Genomic DNA, 24,580 nt, shown 5'->3' on the forward strand with positions numbered 1-24,580 from the left:
CTCTGATTGTTATCCAAGGCGGCGTTTCTCTTTGGTTAAGGAAAACGGTATGACCGATACGCGCTCTCTGATCGATAACGATCGCCAGCATGTGTTTCACGCTTCCACGCATCTGCGCGACTACGCTCAGGGCGATGCGCCGGGCCGCATCATCACCGGCGGCAAGGGGATCTCCATCGTCGATCGCGACGGTCGCGAAATGATCGATGCCTTCGCCGGGCTCTACTGCGTCAACATCGGCTACGGACGCACCGAGATCGCCGAGGCGATCTACGCCCAGGCGAAGGAACTCGCCTACTACCACACCTACGTCGGCCACTCGAACGAGCCGTTGATCGCGCTCTCCGAGCGGATCGCCGGGCTCGCCGGCAACGGGCTGAGCAAGGTCTATTACGGTCTCTCCGGCAGCGACGCCAACGAGACCCAGATCAAGCTGGTGCGTTACTACCACAACGTCACCGGCCAGCCGCAGAAGAAAAAGATCATCGCGCGTCAGCGCGGCTACCACGGCTCCAGCATCGCCGCCGGTTCGCTCACCGGTCTGCCGGCGTTCCATCAGCATTTCGATCTGCCGATCGACGGCATCCTGCACACCGAGGCGCCCTACTATTACAGAAGGGAGCGCGGTGAGATGAACGAGCACGAGTTCTCGGCCTACTGCGCCGAGCAGCTCGAAGCCTTGATCCAGCGCGAAGGGCCCGAAACCATCGGTGCCTTCATCGGCGAGCCGGTACTCGGCACCGGCGGCATCATCCCGCCGCCCGAGGGCTACTGGGAGGCGATCCAGGCGGTACTCAAGCGCCACGAGATCCTGCTGATTGCCGACGAGGTCGTCAGCGGCTTTGGCCGGCTCGGTAGCCAGTTCGGTTTCCAGCATTACGGCATCGAGCCAGACCTGGTCACCATCGCCAAGGGACTGACCAGTGCCTATCAGCCGCTCTCCGGCGTTATCGTCGGCGAGCGCGTGTGGAAAGCACTCGAAGCCGGTACCGGCGAATACGGCCCGATCGGTCACGGCTGGACCTATTCCGGCCACCCACTCGGCGCCGCTGCCGCGATGGCGAACCTGGACATCATCGAACGTGAGAACCTGGTGGGTAACGCTGCCGAAACCGGCGCCTACTTCAATGCGCAGTTGAAGAAGGCCTTCGGCGAGCATCCGCTGGTCGGCGACGTGCGCGGCGAAGGGCTGATGGCGGCGCTAGAGTTTGCCCCGGAGAAGGGCGAGTACACGCCGTTCGACCCCGCGCTCAAGGTCGGCGCTCGGGTCGCCGCGGCGGCGATGGAAGAGAATCTGATTGCCCGCGCAATGCCCAACGGCGACATCCTCGGCTTTGCGCCGCCGCTGGTCATCGACCGGGGCCAGGTGGACGAGGTGATCGCGCGCGCCAAGCGCGCCATCGACCGCGTCACCGACGAGCTGACACGAGAACAGGCGCTATAGCCGCGAGCGATGCCTGTTGGCGGCATTGGCTTGGTGCGACCGCGCGGGTTTGATGCGACCGTGCGCCTGCGGCAGGGTGAAAACCCTGCCGTTGTCTTTTGACCGATCCGGGAGTCTGCATGTCGGAACCCGTCACGCTTCACGATATCTATCTGGCCCGAGAGCGCATCGCCGGTCAGGCGGCGCGTACGCCACTGATCCTCTCTCAGAGTCTGTCGGCACGCTTCGATGCCGAGGTCTATCTCAAACTCGAGACGCTGCAGCCGAGCGGCGCATTCAAGTTACGCGGGGCGCTCAACAAGATAGCCTCGCTATCGCCCGAGCAGCTCGAACGCGGTGTGACCACTGCCTCCACCGGCAACCATGGTCGCGCGGTGGCGTGGGCGGCGAAGCGGCTCGGCGCGCGAGCGATCATCTGCTTATCCGAGCTGGTGCCGGCCAACAAGGTGGCGGCCATCGAGACACTGGGAGCGGACGCGCGCGTGATCGGCCGCTCCCAGGACGATGCCTTCGTCGAGGCGCGCCGGCTGGTGAGTGACGAGGGCATGGCGCTGATCGAGCCCTTCGACGACCCGCTGATCGTCGCCGGGCAGGGCACCATCGGTCTCGAATTGATGGAGGATCTGCCTGGCCTCGACCGCGTGCTGGTCGGTCTCTCCGGCGGCGGGCTGCTCGGCGGTATCGGTCGCGGTGTGAAAGGCATCAACCCGGCCGTCCGCGTCACTGGGGTCAGCATGGAGGCGGGCGCGGCGATGATCGCCAGTCTCGACGCCGGCCATCCCGTCGAGGTCGAGGAGGTCGAGACCTTGGCCGATTCGCTCGGTGGCGGCATCGGGCTTGATAACCGCTGCACGTTCGAACTGGTGCGCGAGGTAATGGACGATCACCATCAGGTCGCCGAGGCTGCGATCGCCCGCGCCATGTGGGACTTCTTCGAACACGAGAAGATGCTGGTCGAGGGCGCGGCCGCGGTCGGGCTGGCCGCCCTCGAGGCACACCAGATCGACATCCGCGGCGAGAAAGTCGCGTTGATTGTCTCCGGCAACGGGGTTGATGCCGGCACGCTCGCCAGGGCCAAGACGTTGCTGGATTATCCGTCGCGCTGAAGCGCGCGATTCGAACCGCTTCGCCCCGTCGTCGGCAAACCGCAAACGAAAGGACGCAGGAGTCGCTCATGGAGCTCTATCACCGCGAACAGATTCAGAACGTCGTCACGCTCGATCATGCCGCGCTGGCGGCCGTCGAGTCCGGCTTCCGGGCGCTGGGCGAAGGTCAAGTCGTGCAGCCGCCGATACTGTCGATGGCGATCGAGGAGGCCAACGGCGAGGTCGATGTGAAGACCGCCCATATTCAGGGCAACGCACGTTTCGCGATCAAGGTCAGCCCGGGCTTCTTCGACAATCCGAAGCTCGGCCTGCCCAGTCTTAATGGACTGATGATTGTCTTCTCGGCCAAGACGGGGCTGGTGGAGGCGGTGCTGTTCGACGAAGGCTATCTCACCGATATCCGCACCGCGCTGGCCGGCGCAATTGCCGCCAAGCACCTCTCGCGAACCGACAGCAAACGCGTCACCGTGCTCGGCGCCGGGTTGCAGGCCGAGCTGCAGATCGCCGCGCTCAAGCTGGTGCGAAACATCGATACACTTGACGTCTGGGCGCGGGATGTCGCCAAGGCCGAGGCCTACGCCGCCCGAATGCAGGAACAGTACGGCCTGACCGTCGCGGTACACACGGATATCGCTTCCGCCTGCGCGGGGGCGGACATCATTGTCACCACCACGCCGTCGCGAGCGCCGTTATTGAGCGGAGAGCATCTTCGCGAGGGCGTACACGTCACGGCGATGGGCTCGGACAGCCCGGAGAAACGCGAACTCGATACGTCGGTGATGGAACGGGCCGATCACTTCGTTGCCGATACCCGCGCCCAGAGCGAAAACAACGGTGAATTGAAGGCCTACGCCGCGCACGAGCCGCCGTTCACGGTCAACGAGCTGGGCACGGTGATCGCCGGCGATGAGCCATTGCGCCGGCGTGACAGCGACATCACGGTTTGCGATCTGACCGGTACCGGCGTGCAGGACACCGCCATTGCCGGCTTCGCACTGGGGCGGCTGACAGGGGAGCGTTAGCCCTCGCCCTTCTGACGTTTACCGTTCATCGGCACTGGCGCGATGCCGGGGCCGGTGGCGGAGCCGACCTGATGCCACTGGCGGCCGTCGCGTTCGATTAGCTCGAAAGCGCCGCGCGGGCCGTCTTCGCCCGCCGCATAGCCCTCGATCTCGGGGGACGCATCCCAGGCATCGAGAAACGGCTGCACCGCACGCCAGCCGTTCTCGATGGTATCGGCACGCTGGAACAACATCTGATCGCCGGTCAGGCAGTCGTAGATCAGCGTCTCGTAGCCGGTGACGGCAGAAAGATCGAAAAAGTCCTGGTAGGCGAAGCCCATCTTGACCGTATCCATCTCCAGCTCCGGCCCCGGCCGCTTGGCCTGGAAGTCGAACCACATGCCTTCATTGGGCTGGATCTGGATGATCAGCCAGTTCGATGCCATGCGATCCACTTCGGTATCGCGGAACTGGGCGTACGGTGCGGGCTTGAAGCAGATGGCGATTTCCGTATCGCGGGCGCTCATGCGCTTGCCGGTTCGCAGATAGAACGGCACGCCGATCCAGCGCCAGTTATCGACCATTACTTTCATGGCGACGAAGGTTTCGGTCTGGCTCTCGGGGGCGACGCCTGTCTCGTCGAGATAGCCTGGTACGGGCTGGTCCGCCATCCGCCCCGCTTCGTAGCGCCCGCGGGCCGAGTTGGCCGCGGCTTCCTCGACACGCCAGGGCCGAATGGCGTCCAGAACCTTGGCCTTCTCGGTACGCAGCGCGTCGGCGCCGAACGCCGCCGGCGGTTCGATTGCGACCATTGCCAGCAGTTGAAACAGGTGGTTGGGCACCATATCGCGCATGGCGCCGGCGGTATCGTAGAAGGCTGCGCGCTTCTCCACGCCGACGGTTTCGGCTGCGGTGATCTGGATATGATCGATGTAGTGATTGTTCCAGAAAGGCTCGAACAGCACATTGGCAAAGCGCGAGACGAGGATGTTCTGCACCGTCTCCTTTCCCAGGAAATGGTCGATCCGATAGATCTGGCTCTCCTTCATGACCGAAAGCAACTGGGCGTTGAGCGCTTTGGCCGATTCGAGGTCGTGCCCGAACGGTTTCTCCACCACCAGACGGCGATAGGCCCCTTCGGGCTCGGTCATGAGTTCGGCACGGCCGAGCTGGCGCGCGATCTCGCCGAAGAAACGAGATCCGGTGGCGCAGTAGAACAGCGCACTGTCACTGCCGCTGTCGCGGATGATCTCGCCGATACGGTGATAGATATCGGTATCGGTAAAGTCGCCTTGGATGTAATGCAGTCGTGTCTCGAGCTGCTGCCACTGTGTCTCGTCCAGTTCGCTGTCACGCCCCTCGGCATGGGCACGCGCGGCCTTGTCGGCGATAAACGCCTTGAGGTGTCGGCGAAAGCTCGCATTGTCATGGTCGGCAATATCGATCCCCACGATCTGCATCTCGCGGGCGAGCAGGCCGTCTCGGTCGAGATTGTAGAGTGACGGCACCAGCAGGCGTTTCACCAGGTCCCCACTGGCGCCGAAAATAAACAACGTGGTGGCACCGGCGGCCGGCGTGGCGATGGGACAAGACGCGTGCGTATCGGGCATGAGCGCTGAACTCCGGGCGAAGGTGAGGGGCGGTATCGGCAGACAACAGATGGATAACGCTGGTTGAAGCGTAGACAAGGCGGCGCGGCATCGCCGGCCCGACGCCATGGCGCGATGTCTTCTACAGTCTGAGTCGATGTCCTCGCCACGGCGGCGACGTCGTGAACGACGGCAACGAGAACGGGAGACGAACACCATGCGAGACATGACACAACGACAGGCAACGAACCCACGCGAACTGACGCTGCACATCGGCCATGACGAGCTGGTGATCCGCCAGCGCTATGAAGTGTTGAGTATTGCCAACGATATTCTGATCGGCCTCTGGTTCGTCATTGGCAGTGCGCTCTTCTTTCAGGAATCCACCACCTACGCCGGTACCTGGCTCTTCCTCATCGGCAGCATCGAGATGCTGATTCGCCCGCTTATCCGTCTGGTGCGCCGTGTCCACCTGCAGCGTCTCAATCCGGGTTCGGCGGCGGCGGCGGGACATGATTTCTGAGACAGGCATCACCGGTAACGTTGCGTACGCCTCATCCCTGACTAGGCTTTCCAGCAGGAACCCGAGAATCACAGGATGTGGAGGTCTCTTGAGCGATACCGATCTGGGCACGCTGGACGCCGGACGTCTGGCAGCTCTCTATCAGGCCGGCGAGGCGTCGCCGCTGGAAGCGACGCGCGCCGCGCTGTCACGCATCGAGCGCTTCAATGATGCCGTGAACGCCTACGTTTATGTCGATCATGAAGGCGCGGAACAGGCGGCCAAGGCTTCGGCACGACGCTGGGGGCAGGGCAAGCCCTTGAGTGCCATCGATGGCATTCCCGTGTCGATGAAGGACCTTGCCGAGGTGGCCGGGATGCCGGCGCGCGACGGCTCGCTGACCACCTCGGATGCGATCTGCGAAACCGACTGCCCGCCGGCACGCATGTTGCGCGAGGCGGGGGCGGTGATCCTCGGCAAGACGAATACGCCGGAGTTCGGCTGGAAGGCCGTGACCGACAACCGCGTCTTCGGCGCCAGTTACAACCCCTGGGATACGCGCCTGACGCCTGGCGGCTCCTCCGGCGGGGCGGCCGCTGCCGCCGCGCTTAACATGGGCGTGCTGCATCAGGGCGGCGATTCCGGCGGCTCGATCCGCATTCCGGCGGCCTTCTGCGGCGTCTTCGGCTTCAAGCCCACCTACGGCTGGACCCCGCAGTGGCCGCCGGCGACCGAGCCGTCGTTGTCCCACATCGGGCCGATTACCCGGAGCGTCGAAGACGCCGTGCGCATGCTCAATGTGATCGGCCGCTACGACTATCGCGACCCTTACGCCACGCGCGGCCAGCCGGAGGATTGGGGCGCGGATGTCGGGCAGGATCTGCGTGGCCTGCGTATCGCCTTCTCGCCGACACTGGGGTACGCGGAGGTCGACGACCAGATCGCGGCCCGCGTGCGCGAGGCCGCCGAGAACCTGGAGAAGCTGGGCGCCGAGGTCGAGGAGATCAATCCGGGCTTCGACTCGCCGATCGATATCTTCCAGAAACTCTGGTTTACCGCCTCGCTGGACTTCTGGTCGAAGTGTAACGACAAGCAGCGCGAGCAGCTCGACCCCGGGCTGGTCGCCAACGCGCGCACCGCCGAGCAGTGGAGCGCGCTCGAGCTGTTCCAGGCGCTGGGACAGCGCGCCAACTTCACCGAGTGTCTCGAGCGTTTCAATCAGCGTTATAACCTGCTGATGACACCGAGCGTGCCGATCGCGCCCTTCGAGGCCGGCCATGAGGTGCCGCCGGGCAGTGGCATGCGCGATTGGGAAGAGTGGGCGCCGTTCTCTTACCCGTTCAACCTGAGCCAGCAGCCGGCCGCCTCCGTCCCGTGCGGCTTCACCGAGCGCGGACTGCCGGTCGGTTTCCAGCTGGCCGGCGGCAAGCACGATGACGTGCGCGTGCTGCGCGCCTGTCACGCCTATATGCAGGCGCATCCGCCGCGTTATCCGCGTGTGCCGGATCCGGCGGAACTGGCCTAGGGGCTTGCGATAGGCTCGGGCGTTCGGACCCGAGCGTTGTCTCTCATGAGCGTGCCGGTGCCGTGCGCTGAACGCGAGGCATCGGCTGCTTTGTCATCGCCCGTTCGACGGGCTTTACCGGCCGCCTTGGCGGCCCTGCGGAAGGAGTCGCAGCATGAGCCAGAACGTTGCCGAAATTCTTGTCGAGACCTTTGCTCAGGCCGGCGCCAAGCGCTGCTACGGCGTGGTCGGCGATACCATCAACCACTTTACCGATGCGATCCGTCGCAGCGACATGGACTGGGTTCACGTGCGCCATGAGGAAGTCGGCGGTTTCGCCGCCGGCGGCGAAGCTTACCTGACCCGCGAGCTGACACTCTGTGCCGGGACCTGTGGCCCCGGAACGCTGCACTTCGTCAATGGCCTGTTCGAAGCGCACCGCAGCGGCGCGCCGGTGGTGTTGATCGCCTCACAGGTGGCGACGGCAGAGACAGGTGTCGGTTTCCCGCAGGATGTCGACCCGCGGCCGATCTACGAGCAGTACAGTGTCTTCTGCGAGGCGGTGATCAATCCCGACCAGGCGCGTCGAATGGCGGCCCTGGCCGCCCAGGCGGCACTGGCGAAGAACGGAGTGGCGGTGCTGATCGTGCATGGCGATCTGTTCACCCAGACGCCCAGTCAGGATCTGCCCTATCGGGCGCACCGCTTCGAGTCGGTGGTCAGGCCGAGCGCCGAGGCGCTGGCCGAGGCCGCACGGCGTCTCAACGCCGGCGGCAAGATCTCGATCTATGCCGGATTCGGCTGCGAGCACGCCCGGGAAGAGGTGTTGGCGCTGGCGACCAAGCTCAATGCGCCGATTGCCTGGACGTCGCGGGCCAAGGATTTCATCGAGCCCGATAACCCGTTCGAGGTCGGCATGACCGGGGTTTTCGGTCTGGCCGGGGGCTATCACGCGGTGGCCGACTGCGACACCCTGCTGCTGCTGGGTTGCAGCTTTGCCTGGAGTCAGTTCTACCCGGAGAAGGCGACCATCATTCAGGTCGATATCGATCCGATGCAGATCGGCAAGCGTCACCCGGTCGATGTCGGCCTCGTCGGCAGCGTGCGTGATACCTGTGCGGCGCTGGCGATGGTGGTCGATGCGCAGGAGGACCGTCAGTGGCTGGAACGCTGCCGCGAGCAGTATCACAAGGCGTTGCACCAGGACGAACACGAGTCGCGCGATGATGACCTGATTCACCCCCAGGCGCTGACGCTGGCGCTGAATGCCGCCGCCCGTGATGATGCCGCGTTCACCGCCGATGCCGGCAGTCCGATGGTCTGGATGCTGCGCCATATTCATGCGCATGGCGAGCGGCGCACCTTGTCGAGCCTCGTTCACGGCACCATGGCCAACGCCTACCCGCAGGCGATCGGAATCCAGAAGGCGTTCCCCGGACGTCAGGTGATCGCGATGTGCGGCGACGGCGGCATGACGATGCTGATGGGTGACCTGCTGACGCTGAAGCAGGAGCAGGTGCCGGTTAAGATCGTGGTGTTCAACAATAGCGCCCTCGGTTTTGTCGAGATCGAGCAGAAGGTGGAAGGGCTGCTCGACAGCTACACCGATCTCGATAACCCGGATTTCGGCCTGCTGGCGCAGTCGATCGGCCTGTGGGGGCGCCGCGTGGAACAGGGCCATGAGCTGGATCACGCGATCGCCGAATGGCTGGCGCACCCCGGGCCGGCGGTTCTCGACGTCAAGGTCGATCGCATGGAGTTGGTGATGCCGCCCAAGGTCGAGGCGGGGCAGGTCGCCTCGACGGCACTCTATTCCGGCAAGGCGGTGCTAGACGGCCGTATGAGCGACGTGGTGGACCTGGTCAAGAACAACTTCCTGAAGTAAACCTGGCTGAAGTGAGCCGTGCCTGATGCGAAGCGCCTTCAGCGCTCATGGCACGAGGCCGACGCGGGCGGATCGCAGGAAGACGCTCAGGCCCGGCGCTGCCGCGGCAGCGCCGGGCAAGCACTTGGACCGAGGAGGAGGGAGCATGCCGACCCCTGATGAGGGCCGCCCGACGCTGCGTAGCATGCGGCGCCTGACCGACGTATCGCCGGCCACTGCACGACCTGTTACCGCGCGGGAAGGCGCCGACCTGCTGACGGATCGTGTCGGCTTCGCCGAGCGTTTCCTGCGCGGCGCTGTCGTGCCGTTGCCGGTGCCGACCGGCGAGCGGACCGCAGACGTGACACCGATACCGGGGCGCGACGATGGCCGGCTCGACTACACCCATTTCTCGTTGGTCATGTCACGCTCGCGCCGGCTGGCGATGTTTACCGCGCTCAACCTGGACGGCAGTGCCCTGGTCGGCGTGCCGCGAGATGACAACTGGCGTCTCGACCCACGGCTGGCGCCGGCGCAACAGATCGACAACGCACTCTACGCCCACAATCCGCTGGATCGCGGGCACCTGGTACGGCGCACTGCCGTCAACTGGGGAGCGGAAGCCGAACAGGCCAACGCCGACACCTTTCACTTTACCAACTGCACCCCGCAGATGGCCGGGTTCAATCAGCAGACCTTGGCTCGGGCTCGAGGACTACCTGCTCGGGCACGCCCGCGCCGATGCCCAGCGCCTGTGCATTTTTACCGGTCCGGTGTTCCGGGAGGGCGACCGTCGTTATCGCGGTGTCCAGATCCCCGAGGCTTACTGGAAGGTGGTGGCGTTCATGGCCGAGAGCGGGCGACTCTCGGCCACGGCCTACATGATCGAACAGACCGATGACCTCGATGCGCTGGGCTTCATGTTCGGTCAGTACAAGACCTATCAGCGCAGCGTCGCCCGGATCGAAGCGTTGACGCAGCTCGATTTCGGCGATTTGGCCGAGTTCGATGGATTTTCCAACGAGGAGCGCGAAACCGGCACGCGAATCGAAGCCGAGATTCGTGGTCCTGCGGATATTCGCGTGTAGCCGGCACATCGCGGCGGCGCCTCGTCGGCTGTTCGATATCGACGAGTGCGGCAATGCGTCTCCCGTCGACAGTGGCATCGTTCAGCGACCGAGCTAGCTTGAGAGGGGGCGTTCCCCACTCTGTGCTTTCGGGAGGTCGAGATGCGAAGTAACGGTTTCCTCTGCGCCACCTGCGGTATCCAGTATCCACCGAGCGAGACGCCGCCAGCGCACTGCGCGGTCTGCGAGGACGAGCGCCAGTTCGTGCCGGTCGAGGGGCAGCGCTGGACCACGCCGGGCGAGCTGGCGGCGGGGCACTGCAATGCCTTTCGCCATATGAGCGAGGGGTTGATGGCCCTCTCGACCGTGCCGCGCTTCGCTATTGGCCAGCGTGCCTTTCTGCTGCGCACGGCACACGGCAATCTGCTGTGGGACTGCCTGTCGCTGCTGGACGAGGCGACGCTGGAGATTGTCGAGGGGTTGGGTGGCATCGACGCTATCGTACTGTCGCACCCACACTACTTCGCCACCATGGCGGCGTGGGGAGAGGCCTTCGACTGCCCGATCTACGTCCATGCCGCGGACCGCGACTGGGTGGCCGTCGAAAGTCAGCACATCATCTTCTGGGAAGGCGATCAGTTCACTCCGCTTGCCGGGCTCGATGTCTATCGTGTGGGCGGCCACTTCCCGGGGGCTTGCGTGCTGCACTGGCCCGAGCACGGCACGCTGCTGACGGGCGATACGTTGCTTGTCACGCCGGATCGCATGGCCTCGTTCATGTGGTCCTATCCCAACAATATTCCTCTCGGTGCCCGAGAGGTGGAGCATATCGGCGCGTGCCTGCGCCGGCTGCAGATAGAGCGGGCATATTCGGCCTTTGCCGGTCGCGAGATCCTGCTCGAGGCTGGCCGGGTGATCGAGGAATCGGTCCAGCGCCACTGCCGGGCCATTACCCAAAGCTGACGCCTGTGTGGCACCGGTCACGTCGTCCCGGCAACCGATATCAGGTCATGAAATTCCTGGCGACCAACGCCAACGCCCCTCGAGAGAGGGGCGTCGGTGCGGCACTTGAAGGTATGGTACCTGACAAAAGTGCGCTATCTGGCGAAGCCGGGTCAGGCGTGCGCCTGGGCACCTTCCTCGCTGGCCGGGTGGGGGTTGATCACCCGCGAACCGCGGAAGCCGTAGAAGGCTATGAAGAGATAGCAGAGCAGCGGCAGCACGAAGGCGTGATGGATGCCGACGGTATCCGCGATCGCGCCCTGAGCGACGGGCAGGATGGCGCCGCCGACGATCGCCATGATCAGCAGGCTCGAGGCCTTGCTGGTCAGCGGCCCCAGCTTGGCGATGCCGAGCGTGAAGATGGTCGGGAACATGATCGAGTTGAACAGGCCGATGGCAACGATGCTCCACATCGCGAGATGACCGGAGGTCAGCATCGTGGTCAGCACCAGCAGCGCCGCGACGATCGCGAACAGCCCCAGCAGCAGGCTGGGTCGGATCTTCTGCATCAGCGCGGAGCCGATGAAGCGACCGATCATCGCACCGCCCCAGTAGTAGGCGACGTAGCTCGCGGCCGTGCTCTCGCTCATGCCGCCGATCTCCGGCAGCGAGAGGTAGTTGATCATGAAGCTGCCGATGGAGACCTCGGCGCCGACGTAACAGAAGATGCCGATCACGCCGAACAGTACATGGGGGTGGCGCAGGGCCTCCATCGCGGAAACCGTCTCGGCCGGGGTGTCGTCACCTGCCTGGTCCTTGAAGTTGGGCAGGTTACACAGGTAGATCACGATCGCGAGAATGGCGAGGACACCGGCCAGCAGCAGATAAGGCATCTGCACGCTTTGGGCCTGTTCGATGCGGTAGGCCAGGCGGTCGCCCTGGGAGAGTTCGGCAAGCTCGCTTGCGCCCAGCACGGTCGCGCCGAGAATCAGCATGCCGCCGAAATAGGGGGCCACCGTGGTCCCCAGCGAGTTGAACGCCTGCGCCAGATTGAGCCGACTGGAGGCAGAGTCCTCCGCCCCGAGCAGGCTGACATACGGATTGGCGGCGACCTGCAGCATCGTCACGCCGCTGGCGAGGACGAACAGGGCGCTAAGGAAGAGCGGATAGGACGGCGCCTTGGCGGCCGGATAGAACATCACTGCGCCGACCGCAGCGATCAGAAGCCCCAGGCTGATCGCATTCTTGTAGCCCACCTTGGCCAGCAGCTTGCCCATCGGCAGCGACATGATGAAGTAGGCACCGAAGAAGGTGAACTGAATCAGCATGGTCTGGGTGTAGTTGAGCGAGAACACCGCTTTCAGGTGCGGAATCAAGATGTCATTGAGACAGGTGATGAATCCCCACATGAAGAAGATCGTCGTGACGACGACCAGCGCACTACGATAGTTGGGCCGTTGCGTGCCTGTCATGGTCAAAATCCTGTTGAATGTGCGTCCGTCGAGGCCCTGCATCAGGGCGGTTCGTTATCCGTGGTTCAGCCTTCGTTGCCGCGAGATTAATCGTGTCAGCGCCAAGATTGGCGCCGATGATGCCCGAAGGGAGCCTGCTTATAAAGCGTTCCAGTAATAGTTAGAACGATAAACGAATCGACGCCAGTCGGCGGTTGGGCCTTGGTGGTATTGACGATCTCGAAGCGGCGTGTGCGTTTATTCGTCAACTTTCATAAATAGCGGAAGTGAGAGAAGAGAAAATTTGTAATGGGCGCTTTATGAAGTCTTTTTATTTGTAAATTTACGACGTGAAGCAGTGGCATCTTTCCCGACGGCGCACGGCGAATTTGTCAAAATCCGACGCTACTATCCTGATTGATAGCGTCGTGAGGTCGGTGCAGAAACGCCCTCAGGATCGCCAAACCGTTGTCCAGGACATCGCTTGTCGGCTGCGCGGACGCCTCCTATACCTGTTTCAGCGACAGTCACCAACTCAGGGAAAGAGAAGGAGAAGTTCGCCATGCTGACGTTACTGTCATGGTTGTTTGTACTGTTGGGTATCGGCACGGCCATCTCGATTGCGCTGGACGTGAGGCGCTGTCCGCAGCCTATGGCCATCATGAATCTGACCTGGCCGATCACCGGGCTCTACATGCCGGTGATCGGCTGGTGGGCCTACCGGCAGATGGGACGTACTTCGCGCTCAGCCCCGCAGCATCAGGGCCATGCCAGTCATGGCGACGAGGCACCCGATCAGGCGTCGCACGACGACGCGCACGCTCATCGGGGGCACGCGGATCAGGCTCGCTCGCCCCAGGCAGACTCGCACCAGGCCCATCACGGCGAGGCGCATGCCCATCATCACGGCACCGACAAGCCCAAGTGGCAGGGTGTGTTCGTTTCCGCCACTCACTGCGGTGGCGGTTGTACCCTGGGCGATGTCGTCACGGCGCCGCTAGCCACGGCCACCGGTTTTGCGCTGTTCGGTTCGACCACGGCCGGTCATTTCCTGCTGGCCTTCATCGGTGCCTATCTGTTCGGTGTGCTGTTTCAGTATCTGCCGATCCGGGCGATGAGCGGTGCCGGTCCGCTGCAGGCGTTCAAGGACGCGATCAAGGCCGATACGCTGTCGTTGATCGCGTTCCAGATCGGCATGTACGTGTGGATGCTGATCGCCCTGAACGCCTGGCTGGGAGAAATGAACGCGTTCAACATCCACTTCTGGTTCATGATGCAGATAGCCATGCTGATCGGCTTTGCGACCTCCTATCCTGCCAATTGGCTGCTGATCGATCGTGGCATCAAGCACGCCATGTAGGGTGGAAGGCGGCGGCAGGCAAGGCCGTGGCCGATATCGGCATCGCAGGAGGTACTCATGACCGCTCCCGACACCCAGGTATTCGAGGTCGACGAGACGGCCGGTTATCCCAATTCGTCGCTGCCAGTGCTGATCTACCGTCGTATTTTCGAACCCTCGTCATCAGCGCTGGCCGAGCGTTTCGAGACCCTGTTTGCTGCTCACGGCTGGGTGCCCGAGTGGCGTTATGGCCTGTTCGCGTTCGACCATTTCCACTCGACCGCCCACGAGGCGCTGGGCGTTTTTCGTGGTTCGGCGCGAGTTCGGCTCGGAGGCCCGGCGGGAGGGATGTTCTTGATCGAAGCCGGCGATGCCCTGGTGTTGCCGGCGGGTGTCGCGCATGCGGGCGTCGAGGTAGAAAGCGACTTCTCCATGGTGGGGGCTTATCCGCCTGGGCAGACATGGGCGGTGGAACGGGGCGACCCTGGCGGGCTGGCGGCAGTACAGGCTCGCGTCGCGGCGGTCAGTCGACCGCCGGATGATCCGGTCGGTGGATCGCTGAACGTGCTTTGGCTGCTTTGAGGCGAACGGCATGATCAGCGTACCAGTTTGCGACTTTAGACGAAGGCATGGGTTGGCTATAGTTAGGAGACTATATTTCTAGCCGGAGTGATACCGATGTCCGATTCTCGTCATGTTGCCGTGCTGGGCTTGGGAGCCATGGGGCATGCCTTTGCCGCCAATCTGGTGAAGTCAGGCTTCAACGTCAGCGTCTGGAACCGCTCGTCCGGCAAGGCCGATGAGCTTGTCGCCCAGGGGGCTCGAGAAGCTGCTTCACCGGCGGAAGCGGTCCATGAGGCGGCTGCCGTGATCGCGATGTTGCCGGATCTGGCCGTGACGCGCGAGGTTCTGCTGGGCGGTGGCGCTGCGCTGGCCGCCATGGCGCCGGAAAGCGTATTGATTCAGATGGGAACGCTCGGGGTGACCGAGACGGACCGTTTGATACACGAAGTGGCCGAAGTGCGCGATGACGTGACTTTTATCGATGCCCCGGTCTCCGGCACCAAGGCGCCGGCGGAGCAGGGCACGGTGGCGATTCTTGCCAGCGGTGATCGCGCTGCCGCGACGGTGGTCGACCCGATCTTCGAGGTTCTCGGCAAGAAGACGCACTGGTTGGGCGAGGCAGGCCAGGGCGCGCGCATGAAGATCGTGGTCAACGCCTGGCTGGTGGCGATGATGCAAGGCATCGCCGAAACGACACAGTTGGCCGAGACACTGGGTTTTTCTTCCGACGATCTGTGGCAGGTGCTCGATGGCGGGCCCCTGGCGAGCCCTTACGTGAAGGTGAAGCTGGATATGATTGCCAGCGGCGACTTCGATCCGCAGATGGCGCTGCAGTGGGGCCTGAAAGACGCTGGGCTGGCGCTGGAGGCGGGCGGGGAACGCGGCTTGCCCTCGCTGGCACAGATCCGCAATCTCTGGGCCGATGCGGTCAGCGACGGGCGTGGCGAGGAGGATATCGCGGCGATCTACGACTATCTCAAGGCCAAGCGAGGCTAGCTCAGAGACAGCGAGCGAGTATGGGCTCGCGCCAACCGACGGCGCCCGGCGAAAAACCGGGCGCCGTCGCGCGTTGACCGTCTCGGAGGGGGTATCTCGAAGAGGTCGTCTCTAGGCGGGCATCGCGAAGCGCTTGTCTCGGGGCGCTTGTCTTGGGACAAGCGCTTCGCGCGTCAGGCCTGGGTTCAGATGGTGAGACCGGTGGTCTCGTCCAGCCCCAGATGAACGTTCATGTTCTGCACGGCGGCGCCTGCCGCGCCTTTGCCCAGGTTGTCCATCCGCGAGACCAGCGTCACGCGCTCGGCGTTGCCGAAGACGAATAGATCGACCCGGTTCGTGTCGTTACATGCCTGCACATCGAAGAAGCCGCCCTGTAGATTGCCCTCATCCTCGAACGGCATTACACGGACAAACGGCTCGTCGGCGTAATGTGCCCGATAGATATCGAGCAGACGTTGCGGCGAGGGGGCGCGGGGCAGGTCGGTGAGGTGCAGCGGCACGCTCACCGAGAGCCCCTTGAGGAAGGGGCCGACGATCGGCGAGAACAGCGGTTCCCTGGCGAGCCGCGCGTGCTGGCGCATTTCCGGTAGATGCTTGTGATGCTGGCTCATGGCATAGGGGCGCGGTGCCAGCCGCTGGCCGTTCGAGTTCGCTTCATAGTCGGCGATCATCTGCTTGCCGCCACCGCTATAGCCGGTCAGCGAGGTCGCTGTCAGCGGATGGTCCGCCGGCAGCACCCCGGCATCCACCAGCGGACGCACCAGCAGAATGAAGGCACTGGCGTGGCAGCCGACATTGGCGATGCGTTTGCTCGCGCGGATGCGTTCACGCTGCGCATCGTCCAGCTCCGGCAGGCCATAGACCCAGTCGTCTGCCGTGCGGAAGGCGGTGCTGGCATCGATCAGGCAGGTGTCGGGATTCTCGACCATGGCCGCTGCTTCGCGCGAGGCGGCATCTGGCAGACACAGAAAGGCGATGTCGGCGGCATTCAGCAGACGCGCACGCTCGGCCGTATCGCGACGCTTGTCGCTGTCGATGCGCAAAAGCTCGATGTCGTCGCGTGCGCCGAGATATTCGAACAGGCGCAGGCCGGTCGTACCTTCCTGCCCATCGACGTAGACTTTGAATGTGTCCTGCGTTGCCATGCCCTGATTTCCTGCCGGTTGACGATCACCCTATTGTGCGGATTTCGCATCAGCTTGTCATGCCGCCGGGGCGCGGCTGCGCGATCGCGTGGCGTGCCTGCAAGGCTGCTGCGCAATGGGTCAGGCGCCGGCAGGCCTCCTGCAGCCGGCTGGCCTCCACGGTCAGGCTGAGCCGGACGAAACCGGCCGCCGAGGCGCCGAAGGCATCGCCGGCAAGGACCGAAACGCCATAGGCGTCGAGCAGGTGGTCGGCGAAGGCCTCGGCGCTGAGTCCGGTGGCACGGATATCGACCATCATGAACATGCCGGCGGCGGGCGACAGCGCTGTCACCACGTCGCTGTCGGCCAGGGCGTCCAGGACCGTATCCCGTCGCTGACGATAGGTGTCGAGCATGTTGTCCAGGACCGCGGGGGGCTCGCGAAGGGCGGCGATGGCCGCATCCTGGATGAAGCCGGGGCTGCCGTAGAGCATGCAGAGCGCGAGATTGACGAGATGTGCGGCTAGCGCCGTCGGGCCGACCACCCAGCCCAGTCGCCAGCCGGTCATGGCGTGAGACTTCGACAGGCTGCTGACGATCACGGTGCGCTCGCGCATGCCGGGCAGCGCATCCGGGCTCCGATGCTCGCCATCGAAGATCAGGTCGGCATAGACGGCATCGACGATCAGCCAGAGGTCGTGTGTGCGGCAGAGCGCGGCGATCGCTTCCCAGGTAGCCGGGGACAGACACTGCCCGGTTGGATTGTGCGGGCTGTTGAGCAAAATCGCCCGTGTCCGCGGTGTGATCGCTGCGGCGAGTCTCTCGGCCTCCGGCTGAAAGTCGGCCTCGGCGGCAAGCGGTACCCAGACCGGCTCGGCACCGGTTGCTCGGATCACGGCATCATAGGTGACGTAGGCCGGCTCGGGCACGATCACTTCGTCGCCGGTCTCGAGCAGGCACTGTGCCGTGGCATAGAGGCCGCACTGGGCGCCGGCCGTGACCATGATCTGCTCGGCGTCGGTCTCTGCATGGCCGCCGCGTTCTCGGTGGTGGCGGGCGATCGCTTCGCGCAGTAGCGGCTTGCCCTGCACTTCCGCGTAGTGCGTGGCGCCACCGCGCAGGCTGGCGATAGCGGTCTCGACGATCGGAGCTGGCGTCTCGAAATCCGGATCGCCTACCGAGAGAAGGATCACGTCGTCGCCTCGTGCCAAGCGCTCGCGGGCACGGAAGTGGATGTTCCAGGCGCTGGCGCCTTTGCCGGCGATTCGCTGCGTCAGTGACGAGTAGTGCATGAGGACTCCGGTCGTGATCGGCGAATAAGAGAAGGCGGTAAACGGCACCGACAGGCTATCGCGCCCTTGCCGTTGGCAACAGCGCAAGGGGGCTCTGAGTCGCCAATGGCGATGGCGCGTGACGCGATCCGCGGGGTCTCCTTAAACTCAAGCCTTAAACTAAAGTTTTATAGTTGAAGGCTCGAGATCGTCGGAGGATGGATTCGACAAACGTCGATGTGTCGCGACGTAAGAGCGATGAGGAATTCATGAACGAGGTTGCACAGCAGCGCTGCCAGCTGCCGGACTGGCGCGAGCGGCTGATGAGCGCAGACGAAGCGGCGGCATTGATCGAAGACGGCATGGTCGTCGGCATGAGCGGATTCACGCGCGCTGGCGAAGCCAAGGATGTACCGCTGGCGTTGGCGCGTCGCGCCGAGCGTGACCCGCTCCAGATCACGCTGATGACCGGCGCTTCGCTGGGCAACGATATCGATGGCATTCTGAGCGACGCCCATGTGCTGGCGAGGCGCATGCCGTTTCAGGTCGACCGCCACCTGCGCGCTGCGATCAATCGCGGCGAAGTGATGTTCATTGACCAGCATCTTTCCGAAACGGTGGAGCTGTTGCGCAACAAGCAGCTTGGCAAGCTCGATGTCGCGGTGATCGAGGCTGCTGCCATCACGGCCGAGGGGGGCATCGTGCCGACGGCCTCGGTGGGCAACTCGACCAGCTTTGCGATTCTCGCCGACAAGGTGATCGTGGAGCTCAACCTCGCGTCGCCGGAAGCGCTGATCGGACTGCACGATATCTACGTGCCGGGCATGCGCCCCGACCGCCAGCCGATCCCGGTGACGGCGCCGGATTCGCGCATCGGCACGCCCTATATTCCGGTCGACCCGGACAAGATCGCGGCAATCGTGTTGACCCACGGTCACGACAGCCCCTCCACGGTGACGCCGCCCAACGAGGCGACGCGGGATATCGCCCGGCATCTGATCGGTTTCTTCGAGCACGAGGTCGAGCAGGGGCGGCTGACGTCGTCGCTGCTGCCGCTGCAGGCCGGGATCGGCAGCATGGCCAACGCGGTCATGCATGGGCTGATGGAGGGCCCGTTCGAGAATCTGACGATGTACTCCGAGGTGCTGCAGGACAGTACCTTCGATCTACTCGACAGCGGCAAGATGATCTTCGCCTCGGGCAGCTCGATCACGCTCTCGTCGAGCTGTGGTCAGCGCGTCTGGAACCATTTGGAGCGCTACCGCGACCGCGTGGTGCTGCGACCGCAAGAGCTCTCCAACCAGCCCGGCATTGTCCGCCGGCTGGGCGTCATCGCGATCAATACCGCACTGGAGTTCGATATCTACGGCAACGTCAACTCCACGCATGTCAACGGCACGCACATGATGAACGGTATCGGTGGCTCGGGGGATTTCGCTCGCAACGGCCAGCTGTCGGTCTTTATTACCACCGCCACGGCGAAGGCGGGCGATCTCTCCAGCGTGGTGCCGTTTGTCAGCCATGTCGATCACAGCGAACACGACGTCGATATTCTGGTCACCGAGCACGGCCTGGCCGATCTGCGTGGCTTGGCGCCCAGGGAACGAGCGCGGCGGATCATCGATTGCTGTGCCGATCCCTACTACCGGCCGGCGCTGGCGGCATACTTCGAGGCCGCCAGCGAGCGCGGCGGCCACACCCCGCACTGTCTGGAACAGGCGCTCTCCTGGCATATCACCGCCCGTCGCGACGGTTCGATGCGCAGCGTCGTCGAGGCGACGCCGACGCCAGCGCCCGTGGCGGACGACCACGTCTGAGCGATTAGCCGCTGTGGCCAACGACAAGGGCCCCGTCCAACTGGACGGGGCCCTTGTCGTCGACAGGCGGCCTCGGTCAACCGTGGCCGCTGGCGTCGGGACGCTACTCTTCGAGACTGGATTCGACGGCGGCCAGGCCGGGTTCGCCGTCGCGGGTGGTGATGCCCTCGAGGAAGGTCGCGACACGCTCGGGATGGTTCTGCAGCCACTCCCGTGCGACCTCGTCGGCGTCGCGCTCCTGGCGGCTGTAGCCGTCGATGAACGCGCTCTGCTCGTCGGCGGTCAGCACGAACTGATCCAGTAGCTGGCGCAGGTTCGGGTTGGCGTCGGCGAAGGCCTTGTTGACGATGGTGCGCACGTCGCTGGCCCCGTTGTCCGGACCGTAGACCGCCTCGGGGTCGTCGAGAATGCGCATGTCGTAGGCCGGTGCCATCCAGTGCGGTGTCCAGCCGTACCAGACGATCCAGCGCTCGGCGTCAAAGGCAGCATTGACTTCGGACAGCATGCCCGGGGTCGAGGATTCGAGAATTTGCCAGTCGCCCAGGCCGTAGGTGTCGTTGTCGTGAGCGTCGTTGATGAACTCGCTGACGGTGGCGCCGGATTCGATCGAGTAGAAGCGTCCACCGAACTGGTCGCGGTGCGCATCGAGGTCCTCTGCACTGTGTATGCCGGCATCATAGACGTAGCCGGGTACGGCGAAGCCCATCTGCGCGCCGGTGACGTTGTTGCCGAGATCCACGACCTTGCCGCTGCTGACGGCCTGGTCGTAGCTCTCCTGCTGGGCCGGCATCCAGCCGCCGAGGAAAATATCGCTATCGCCGGTCTGCAGGGTCTGGTAGCCCACGGTGCTGCTCAGTTCCTGCACCTCGCTCGAGTAGCCGAGCGCGTCGAGCATCTGGCTGAAGAGTTCGGTCTTGACGGTCACGCCCGGCCAGGGGGGCACGATGAAGTTGGCGCTGTCCGCTTCGTCCTGTGGTTGGGACTGAGCCTGGACAGCGATCGGGGCAGCGATGGTCAGGGGCAGCAGGGTCGCTGCCAGGAGCGCTTTGCGCAGTGTCATGGAGACTCCTTCTCTTATTGTCGGCGTTCGGGGCGTGATATCAGGCTCCCTGAACGCTGGGCAGCCCGGCGCCATCGAAGGGCGGGCGTGCGAGTACCCGCTCGAGCATGGGCATGAAGTGCTCGAGCGGCTGGGTATCGTAGTCGGGATCGAACGAGACCTGGTCCCATTCGTCGCAGAAACGCACGGTGCGCGCGTACGCGGGATGATCGCGATACGCCTCCCGGGCGTGGCGATCCAGGCCGTAGAAGTGGCGGTAATGATAGCCCTGAAACAGCTCGTGATGTCGCACCATCCACAGATTCAGTGGATCGACGAAAGGTTCGAGGATCGCGGCGGCTATCTCGGCGTGATTGTCCGGTGCCAGATCGTCGCCGATATCGTGCAGCAGGGCGCAGACGATGGTTTCCTCGTCGGCGCCGGCGCGTTCGGCGCGGGTCGCGGTCTGCAGGCAGTGCGTGTAGCGGTCTACAGGGTAGCCGTGGGTATCGCCTTCGAGCCGTTTGAGGTGATTGACCACGCGAGGGACGACGCCCTCGCGATAGTCGCGGAAGTGGCCGTCGATTTCTCGCCAGTCGTCGGACGTGCTGTGATCGAAGCGGGTGAAGGTGGCGCTCATGCGAAAGCCTCCTGCCGGGCGGTAGTGGAACGGCGCAGCACCTCGCGGCGGCTGGCAGTCGTATCACGGTCAACGTAGCCCTGGCGCAGATGGCGCACGCCCTGGGTCAGGTGGAACGCCGTGCGCCCATGCAGCAGCCGGTAGTTGTCCATGATCAGCATCTCGCCCGGCGCGAGCTTGGGCGTCAGTGTCAGCGCCGGCGACGTGATCAGCGCAAAGAACTGCTGCCGCGCGGCGTAGTAGCGCTCCAGGCTTTCGGGTGGCAGGGCCGGGATGCGTTCAGTGCGATTGTTGTAGCGAACGCGTACCACATTACCGGCGCTGTCGAGCTCGATCAGCGGCCCCTCGCTCTCCAGATGGGCGCTGTCGTCAACGTAGCGGAAGCGGGTCGGCGTGCGGGTCAGGCAGTCGAAGGCCGCCGGGTCTTGCTGGCGTAGCCGCTCGGCAGCCATGAAACCGTCGGCGAGGGTACTGTCGCCGCCGCTGTCGGCGTTGCTTAGGCAGTGCAGCCAGATATAGCCGGGGATCGGGTCGCGGTAAGGGTTGTCGGTATGCGGTTCCAGCCCGCGCTGGGTCATGGTCAGGTCGAACGCCTCGGCGATCGACTTGACGTCGGCAATGCCGCCCCAGTTGGTGCGTCGCAGCGGCCCCAGACGGCTGACCAGCGGCAGCATGCCTTCCTCCTCGAGCGGCACGCCACGTACCTTGACAAAGCCGTAGCGCTCGAGCGATTCCAGCATGTCTCGCAGTGCCTCGTCGTCAGCGACGGCGGCCTCGAAGTCGGCTTCCGGCAGGGTCTCGAGCGAGGCATCCCAGTGCTGGTGCGCGGGTGTCGATTCCGCGGTGATCTCCAGCGCCTCCAGCGTAAAGCGCGCCTCGTGCCCATCGCTGAACGTTACCGCCAGATGGTGGCCGTCGCAGCCGGCGTCGAGAAGGTGCAAATCCAGGGGTAGCGCGGCCGCTTCGATCAGGCGCTGCCCCGTGCGTGGATCCAGGGTTTCCGGGTCCGGGGCGCGTTCCCGCAGCCACAGGGCCTGCAGGTGGTGTTCTCGGTTGTCGTGGACCAGGCGCAGCTGGCGGCCTTCGGTACCGGGGATAATCTCGACGAACGTGTCCATGGCGGCTCTCTCGAACTCTCGGGTCTGGCACTACACTAGGCGGCTTCATCGGTTATAATTTGATTATTCTGGCCGTATTTGTGATGTTATTCGCCATGACCGATCAGCCGACGCCGCAATGGCTCTATCCCCGACCCGATCTACCGCCGATCCTGTCGCCCACCGAAGCGGATGTCACGGTGAATTTGTGGCTGCTGCCCAAGTTCTCGATGCTTTCGCTTTACGGGCTGCTCGAACCGCTGCGGGTGGCCAACCGCTTCGGGCGGCCGCTGTTTGCCTGGCGTCTCTGCTCTGCCGACGGTAATGCGGTCACGGCGAGCAATGGTGTCACCGTGGATGTCGACGCAGCGCTGGGCGATGCTGCGATCTTCGACAATCTCTTCGTCATCGCCTCCTACGAGGCCGAGGCGACGGTCGCCGCACCGCAGTGGGCAATGTTGCGCCAGGTTGCGGCCCATGGCGGGCTGCTTGCCGCCCTCGATACCGGTGCCTTTATCCTGGCCCGTGCCGGACTGCTCGAAGGGTACGAGGTCGCGCTGCACTGGGAGAGTCTGCCGGCGTTCGCCGAGGAGTTTCCCGCGCTCAGCGTCAGCGACGCGCGCTACTGCTTTGATCGCCAGCGGCTGACCGGCGGCGGCGGCGCCTCGAGCCTTGATCTGATGATGGCCTTCATCGAGCGCGAGTACGGGGCGAGCCTGGTCGCGGCGCTGAGCCGGCAGCTCGTGCATGCCCGACGCGAGGCAGAGGCCGACATCGCCGCACCCGATTACCGCCCCCGTAGCGTGCGGCGCGCCGAATCGATCATGGACGCCAACTTGGCGCAGCCGCTGCCGATTCCGGAAATCTGTGCGCGGATCGGTCAGTCCCAGCGCCAGCTCAATCGACTGTTTCAGCGCTACTGCGGCGAGACGGCCAAGGGGCGATACCTGTCGCTGCGTCTCGACCGGGCGCAACAGCTCCTCGCCGACAGCCGGACCAGCGTGACACAGGCGGCGCTGGCGACTGGCTTTCCCCATCTGGCCCACTTTTCCCGTGCCTATCGAACGCGTTTCGGCGAGACACCTAGCGTCACGGCCAAGCGCGGGCGCATGCCGACCTGAGAGACGAGCCCGGGATCGCTAGGGGATCACCCTCGATATTGAGTGAGCGCTAAACGTCAATTTGGTGGCGTTTAATGTCAACTTTGGCGATCCGTCACTCCCCACAATGAGGCCATCGTCACGTCCCGAGCGGACGTGTTCCCCTGTCGCTCGTCGTGCAGTCGGCGAGCTCGGATAGAGAGAGCCTCATGAATCGCGACGTCATTCTGACCTGCGCCGTCACTGGTGCCGGCGATACCGCCGGCAAGCACCCGGATTTGCCGATCACGCCTCAGCAGATTGCCGAGAGCGCCCTCGATGCCGCCCGCGCTGGTGCCAGCATCGTTCACCTGCACGTACGCGATCCGGAGACCGGTGGCATCAGTCACTCGACGGATCATTTCCGTGAAGTCGTCGAACGCATTCGTGAATCTGACGTGGATGCCGTGATCAACATCACCGCCGGCGGCGGCGGTGACCTGTTCCCGGAAATCCGTGACGGCGTGATTCACGGTCTGGAAGGCACCGATCTACAGACGGCCGCCGAGCGCCACCACCCCGTGGGCGAGCTCTTGCCGGAGCTCTGCACGCTGGATTGCGGCAGCCTCAACTTCGGCGACATGGTCTATCTGAACACCGCGGACTGGCTGCGCGAGCATGCACGTTTGATCCAGCAGGCCGGGGTCAAGCCGGAGCTCGAGTGCTTCGATCTGGGGCATGTCTGGTTCGCGCGTCAGCTGGTCGAAGAGGGGCTGATCGACGGCGATCCGCTGTTCCAGCTCTGCCTGGGCATTCCGTGGGGCGCTGAAGCCGACACCGAAACCATGCTGGCGATGCGCAACAAGCTGCCGGCCAACGCCCTCTGGTCGGCGTTCGGCATCGGCCGTCAGCAATTCCCGATGGCCGCTCAGTCGATGATCCTGGGCGGGCACATGCGTGTGGGCCTGGAGGATAACCTCTATCTGAGCAAGGGCGTGTTCGCGACCAACGCGCAGCTGGTTGAGCGTGCCGTGACCATCGCCGAGAACCTCGGCGGCAAGGTGCAGACCCCGCAGCAGACCCGGGAAACCCTCAAGCTGCGTCAGCCCTGACAGGGCACAAGAACGCCCCCGCGACGCCTGAAA

21 protein-coding genes and 1 pseudogene are annotated in these 24,580 nt (G+C 64.2%); 15 read left to right on the forward strand and 7 right to left on the reverse strand.

The window, feature by feature from the left end:
* Positions 1-49 precede the first annotated feature (49 nt).
* The 3 genes from MC381_RS11520 to MC381_RS11530 all read left to right on the forward strand — a co-directional run bounded on the left by MC381_RS11520 (position 50) and on the right by MC381_RS11530 (position 3,572).
* The gene (locus MC381_RS11520) at positions 50-1,444 is read left to right on the forward strand and encodes an aminotransferase (protein WP_251977890.1); all 1,395 of its coding nucleotides are present in this window, start codon (positions 50-52) and stop codon (positions 1,442-1,444) included.
* Between the two features lie 119 nt (positions 1,445-1,563).
* Complete coding sequence (gene eutB / locus MC381_RS11525; protein ID WP_251977891.1) at positions 1,564-2,550, forward strand: hydroxyectoine utilization dehydratase EutB; 987 nt, start codon at positions 1,564-1,566, stop codon at positions 2,548-2,550.
* A gap of 68 nt (positions 2,551-2,618) precedes the next feature.
* On the forward strand, positions 2,619-3,572 hold the full coding sequence (locus tag MC381_RS11530; protein ID WP_251977892.1) for a cyclodeaminase: 954 nt from the start codon (positions 2,619-2,621) through the stop codon (positions 3,570-3,572).
* On the opposite strand, the gene zwf is transcribed toward MC381_RS11530, so the two are convergent.
* Complete coding sequence (gene zwf, locus MC381_RS11535) at positions 3,569-5,161, reverse strand: glucose-6-phosphate dehydrogenase (protein WP_251977893.1); 1,593 nt, start codon at positions 5,159-5,161, stop codon at positions 3,569-3,571. The two genes, MC381_RS11530 and zwf, sit on opposite strands and share 4 nt — an antisense overlap.
* Positions 5,162-5,357: 196 nt before the next feature.
* On the opposite strand from zwf, the gene MC381_RS11540 reads away from it, so the two are divergent.
* The 6 genes and pseudogenes from MC381_RS11540 to MC381_RS11565 all read left to right on the forward strand — a co-directional run bounded on the left by MC381_RS11540 (position 5,358) and on the right by MC381_RS11565 (position 11,040).
* On the forward strand, positions 5,358-5,663 hold the full coding sequence (locus MC381_RS11540; protein ID WP_251977894.1) for a YrhK family protein: 306 nt from the start codon (positions 5,358-5,360) through the stop codon (positions 5,661-5,663).
* An 88-nt stretch (positions 5,664-5,751) separates the two neighbouring features.
* On the forward strand, positions 5,752-7,167 hold the full coding sequence (locus MC381_RS11545) for an amidase (RefSeq protein ID WP_251977895.1): 1,416 nt from the start codon (positions 5,752-5,754) through the stop codon (positions 7,165-7,167).
* A gap of 154 nt (positions 7,168-7,321) precedes the next feature.
* Positions 7,322-9,031, forward strand: a complete 1,710-nt coding sequence (locus tag MC381_RS11550) for a thiamine pyrophosphate-dependent enzyme (protein WP_251977896.1) — start codon at positions 7,322-7,324, stop codon at positions 9,029-9,031.
* A gap of 184 nt (positions 9,032-9,215) precedes the next feature.
* A pseudogene (locus MC381_RS11555) lies at positions 9,216-9,692 on the forward strand (DNA/RNA non-specific endonuclease); the annotation flags it as partial.
* Positions 9,693-9,762: 70 nt separating this feature from the next.
* The gene (locus MC381_RS11560) at positions 9,763-10,098 is read left to right on the forward strand and encodes a DNA/RNA non-specific endonuclease (RefSeq protein WP_251978006.1); all 336 of its coding nucleotides are present in this window, start codon (positions 9,763-9,765) and stop codon (positions 10,096-10,098) included.
* Positions 10,099-10,239: 141 nt separating this feature from the next.
* Positions 10,240-11,040, forward strand: a complete 801-nt coding sequence (locus MC381_RS11565) for an MBL fold metallo-hydrolase (RefSeq protein WP_251977897.1) — start codon at positions 10,240-10,242, stop codon at positions 11,038-11,040.
* Positions 11,041-11,192: 152 nt separating this feature from the next.
* Here MC381_RS11565 and fucP read toward each other — a convergent pair whose 3' ends face one another.
* Positions 11,193-12,491, reverse strand: a complete 1,299-nt coding sequence (gene fucP / locus MC381_RS11570; protein WP_251977898.1) for an L-fucose:H+ symporter permease — start codon at positions 12,489-12,491, stop codon at positions 11,193-11,195.
* A 541-nt stretch (positions 12,492-13,032) separates the two neighbouring features.
* On the opposite strand from fucP, the gene MC381_RS11575 reads away from it, so the two are divergent.
* The 3 genes from MC381_RS11575 (at position 13,033) to MC381_RS11585 (ending at position 15,369) form a co-directional block, all read left to right on the forward strand.
* The gene (locus MC381_RS11575; RefSeq protein WP_251977899.1) at positions 13,033-13,830 is read left to right on the forward strand and encodes a DUF4396 domain-containing protein; all 798 of its coding nucleotides are present in this window, start codon (positions 13,033-13,035) and stop codon (positions 13,828-13,830) included.
* 57 nt (positions 13,831-13,887) lie between these two features.
* Positions 13,888-14,391, forward strand: coding sequence for a cupin (locus MC381_RS11580; protein WP_251977900.1), 504 nt, complete (start codon positions 13,888-13,890; stop codon positions 14,389-14,391).
* A 96-nt stretch (positions 14,392-14,487) separates the two neighbouring features.
* On the forward strand, positions 14,488-15,369 hold the full coding sequence (locus MC381_RS11585; RefSeq protein ID WP_251977901.1) for an NAD(P)-dependent oxidoreductase: 882 nt from the start codon (positions 14,488-14,490) through the stop codon (positions 15,367-15,369).
* A 185-nt stretch (positions 15,370-15,554) separates the two neighbouring features.
* On the opposite strand, the gene argC is transcribed toward MC381_RS11585, so the two are convergent.
* A complete protein-coding gene (gene argC, locus MC381_RS11590; protein ID WP_251977902.1) occupies positions 15,555-16,514 on the reverse strand; it encodes an N-acetyl-gamma-glutamyl-phosphate reductase in 960 nt (319 codons plus the stop codon).
* A 49-nt stretch (positions 16,515-16,563) separates the two neighbouring features.
* Positions 16,564-17,784 carry a pyridoxal phosphate-dependent aminotransferase gene (locus MC381_RS11595; RefSeq protein WP_251977903.1) on the reverse strand — a complete coding sequence of 407 codons (1,221 nt, stop codon included), beginning with the start codon at positions 17,782-17,784 and terminating at the stop codon, positions 16,564-16,566.
* 248 nt (positions 17,785-18,032) lie between these two features.
* On the opposite strand from MC381_RS11595, the gene scpC reads away from it, so the two are divergent.
* The gene (gene scpC / locus MC381_RS11600; protein WP_251977904.1) at positions 18,033-19,580 is read left to right on the forward strand and encodes a succinyl-CoA:acetate CoA-transferase ScpC; all 1,548 of its coding nucleotides are present in this window, start codon (positions 18,033-18,035) and stop codon (positions 19,578-19,580) included.
* Between the two features lie 103 nt (positions 19,581-19,683).
* Here the strand turns inward: scpC and MC381_RS11605 are convergent, their stop codons facing one another.
* The 3 genes from MC381_RS11605 to tmpA are packed head-to-tail and all read right to left on the reverse strand — an operon-like array spanning position 19,684 to position 22,377.
* Positions 19,684-20,640 (reverse strand): ABC transporter substrate-binding protein, encoded by a 957-nt coding sequence (locus tag MC381_RS11605; protein WP_251977905.1) that lies wholly within the window; start codon positions 20,638-20,640, stop codon positions 19,684-19,686.
* A 40-nt stretch (positions 20,641-20,680) separates the two neighbouring features.
* Positions 20,681-21,259 carry an HD domain-containing protein gene (locus tag MC381_RS11610; protein WP_251977906.1) on the reverse strand — a complete coding sequence of 193 codons (579 nt, stop codon included), beginning with the start codon at positions 21,257-21,259 and terminating at the stop codon, positions 20,681-20,683.
* A complete protein-coding gene (gene tmpA, locus MC381_RS11615; RefSeq protein WP_251977907.1) occupies positions 21,256-22,377 on the reverse strand; it encodes a 2-trimethylaminoethylphosphonate dioxygenase in 1,122 nt (373 codons plus the stop codon). The genes MC381_RS11610 and tmpA overlap by 4 nt, the downstream gene beginning before the upstream one ends.
* A gap of 95 nt (positions 22,378-22,472) precedes the next feature.
* On the opposite strand from tmpA, the gene MC381_RS11620 reads away from it, so the two are divergent.
* Both MC381_RS11620 and MC381_RS11625 read left to right on the forward strand, forming a co-directional pair.
* Positions 22,473-23,477 carry a GlxA family transcriptional regulator gene (locus MC381_RS11620; protein WP_251977908.1) on the forward strand — a complete coding sequence of 335 codons (1,005 nt, stop codon included), beginning with the start codon at positions 22,473-22,475 and terminating at the stop codon, positions 23,475-23,477.
* Between the two features lie 188 nt (positions 23,478-23,665).
* Positions 23,666-24,547: a beta-keto acid cleavage family enzyme gene (locus MC381_RS11625; RefSeq protein WP_251977909.1), complete on the forward strand. Its 882-nt coding sequence runs from the start codon at positions 23,666-23,668 to the stop codon at positions 24,545-24,547.
* The last annotated feature ends 33 nt before the right edge of the window (positions 24,548-24,580 follow it).

The sequence above is a fragment of the Salinicola avicenniae genome (genome assembly GCF_023736115.1).
In the GTDB taxonomy this organism is placed as follows: Bacteria; Pseudomonadota; Gammaproteobacteria; order Pseudomonadales; family Halomonadaceae; genus Salinicola; species Salinicola avicenniae.

Coding starts and splice junctions, on each gene's coding strand:
- zwf (WP_251977893.1), bottom strand. CDS start 5,161: ATGCCCGATACGCACGCGTCTTGTCCCATCGCCACGCCGGCCGCCGGT.
- MC381_RS11625 (WP_251977909.1), top strand. CDS start 23,666: ATGAATCGCGACGTCATTCTGACCTGCGCCGTCACTGGTGCCGGCGAT.
- tmpA (WP_251977907.1), bottom strand. CDS start 22,377: ATGGACACGTTCGTCGAGATTATCCCCGGTACCGAAGGCCGCCAGCTG.
- eutB (WP_251977891.1), top strand. CDS start 1,564: ATGTCGGAACCCGTCACGCTTCACGATATCTATCTGGCCCGAGAGCGC.
- MC381_RS11530 (WP_251977892.1), top strand. CDS start 2,619: ATGGAGCTCTATCACCGCGAACAGATTCAGAACGTCGTCACGCTCGAT.
- MC381_RS11575 (WP_251977899.1), top strand. CDS start 13,033: ATGCTGACGTTACTGTCATGGTTGTTTGTACTGTTGGGTATCGGCACG.
- MC381_RS11610 (WP_251977906.1), bottom strand. CDS start 21,259: ATGAGCGCCACCTTCACCCGCTTCGATCACAGCACGTCCGACGACTGG.
- MC381_RS11565 (WP_251977897.1), top strand. CDS start 10,240: ATGCGAAGTAACGGTTTCCTCTGCGCCACCTGCGGTATCCAGTATCCA.
- MC381_RS11550 (WP_251977896.1), top strand. CDS start 7,322: ATGAGCCAGAACGTTGCCGAAATTCTTGTCGAGACCTTTGCTCAGGCC.
- scpC (WP_251977904.1), top strand. CDS start 18,033: ATGAACGAGGTTGCACAGCAGCGCTGCCAGCTGCCGGACTGGCGCGAG.
- MC381_RS11520 (WP_251977890.1), top strand. CDS start 50: ATGACCGATACGCGCTCTCTGATCGATAACGATCGCCAGCATGTGTTT.
- MC381_RS11595 (WP_251977903.1), bottom strand. CDS start 17,784: ATGCACTACTCGTCACTGACGCAGCGAATCGCCGGCAAAGGCGCCAGC.
- fucP (WP_251977898.1), bottom strand. CDS start 12,491: ATGACAGGCACGCAACGGCCCAACTATCGTAGTGCGCTGGTCGTCGTC.
- MC381_RS11620 (WP_251977908.1), top strand. CDS start 22,473: ATGACCGATCAGCCGACGCCGCAATGGCTCTATCCCCGACCCGATCTA.
- argC (WP_251977902.1), bottom strand. CDS start 16,514: ATGGCAACGCAGGACACATTCAAAGTCTACGTCGATGGGCAGGAAGGT.
- MC381_RS11580 (WP_251977900.1), top strand. CDS start 13,888: ATGACCGCTCCCGACACCCAGGTATTCGAGGTCGACGAGACGGCCGGT.
- MC381_RS11605 (WP_251977905.1), bottom strand. CDS start 20,640: ATGACACTGCGCAAAGCGCTCCTGGCAGCGACCCTGCTGCCCCTGACC.
- MC381_RS11540 (WP_251977894.1), top strand. CDS start 5,358: ATGCGAGACATGACACAACGACAGGCAACGAACCCACGCGAACTGACG.
- MC381_RS11585 (WP_251977901.1), top strand. CDS start 14,488: ATGTCCGATTCTCGTCATGTTGCCGTGCTGGGCTTGGGAGCCATGGGG.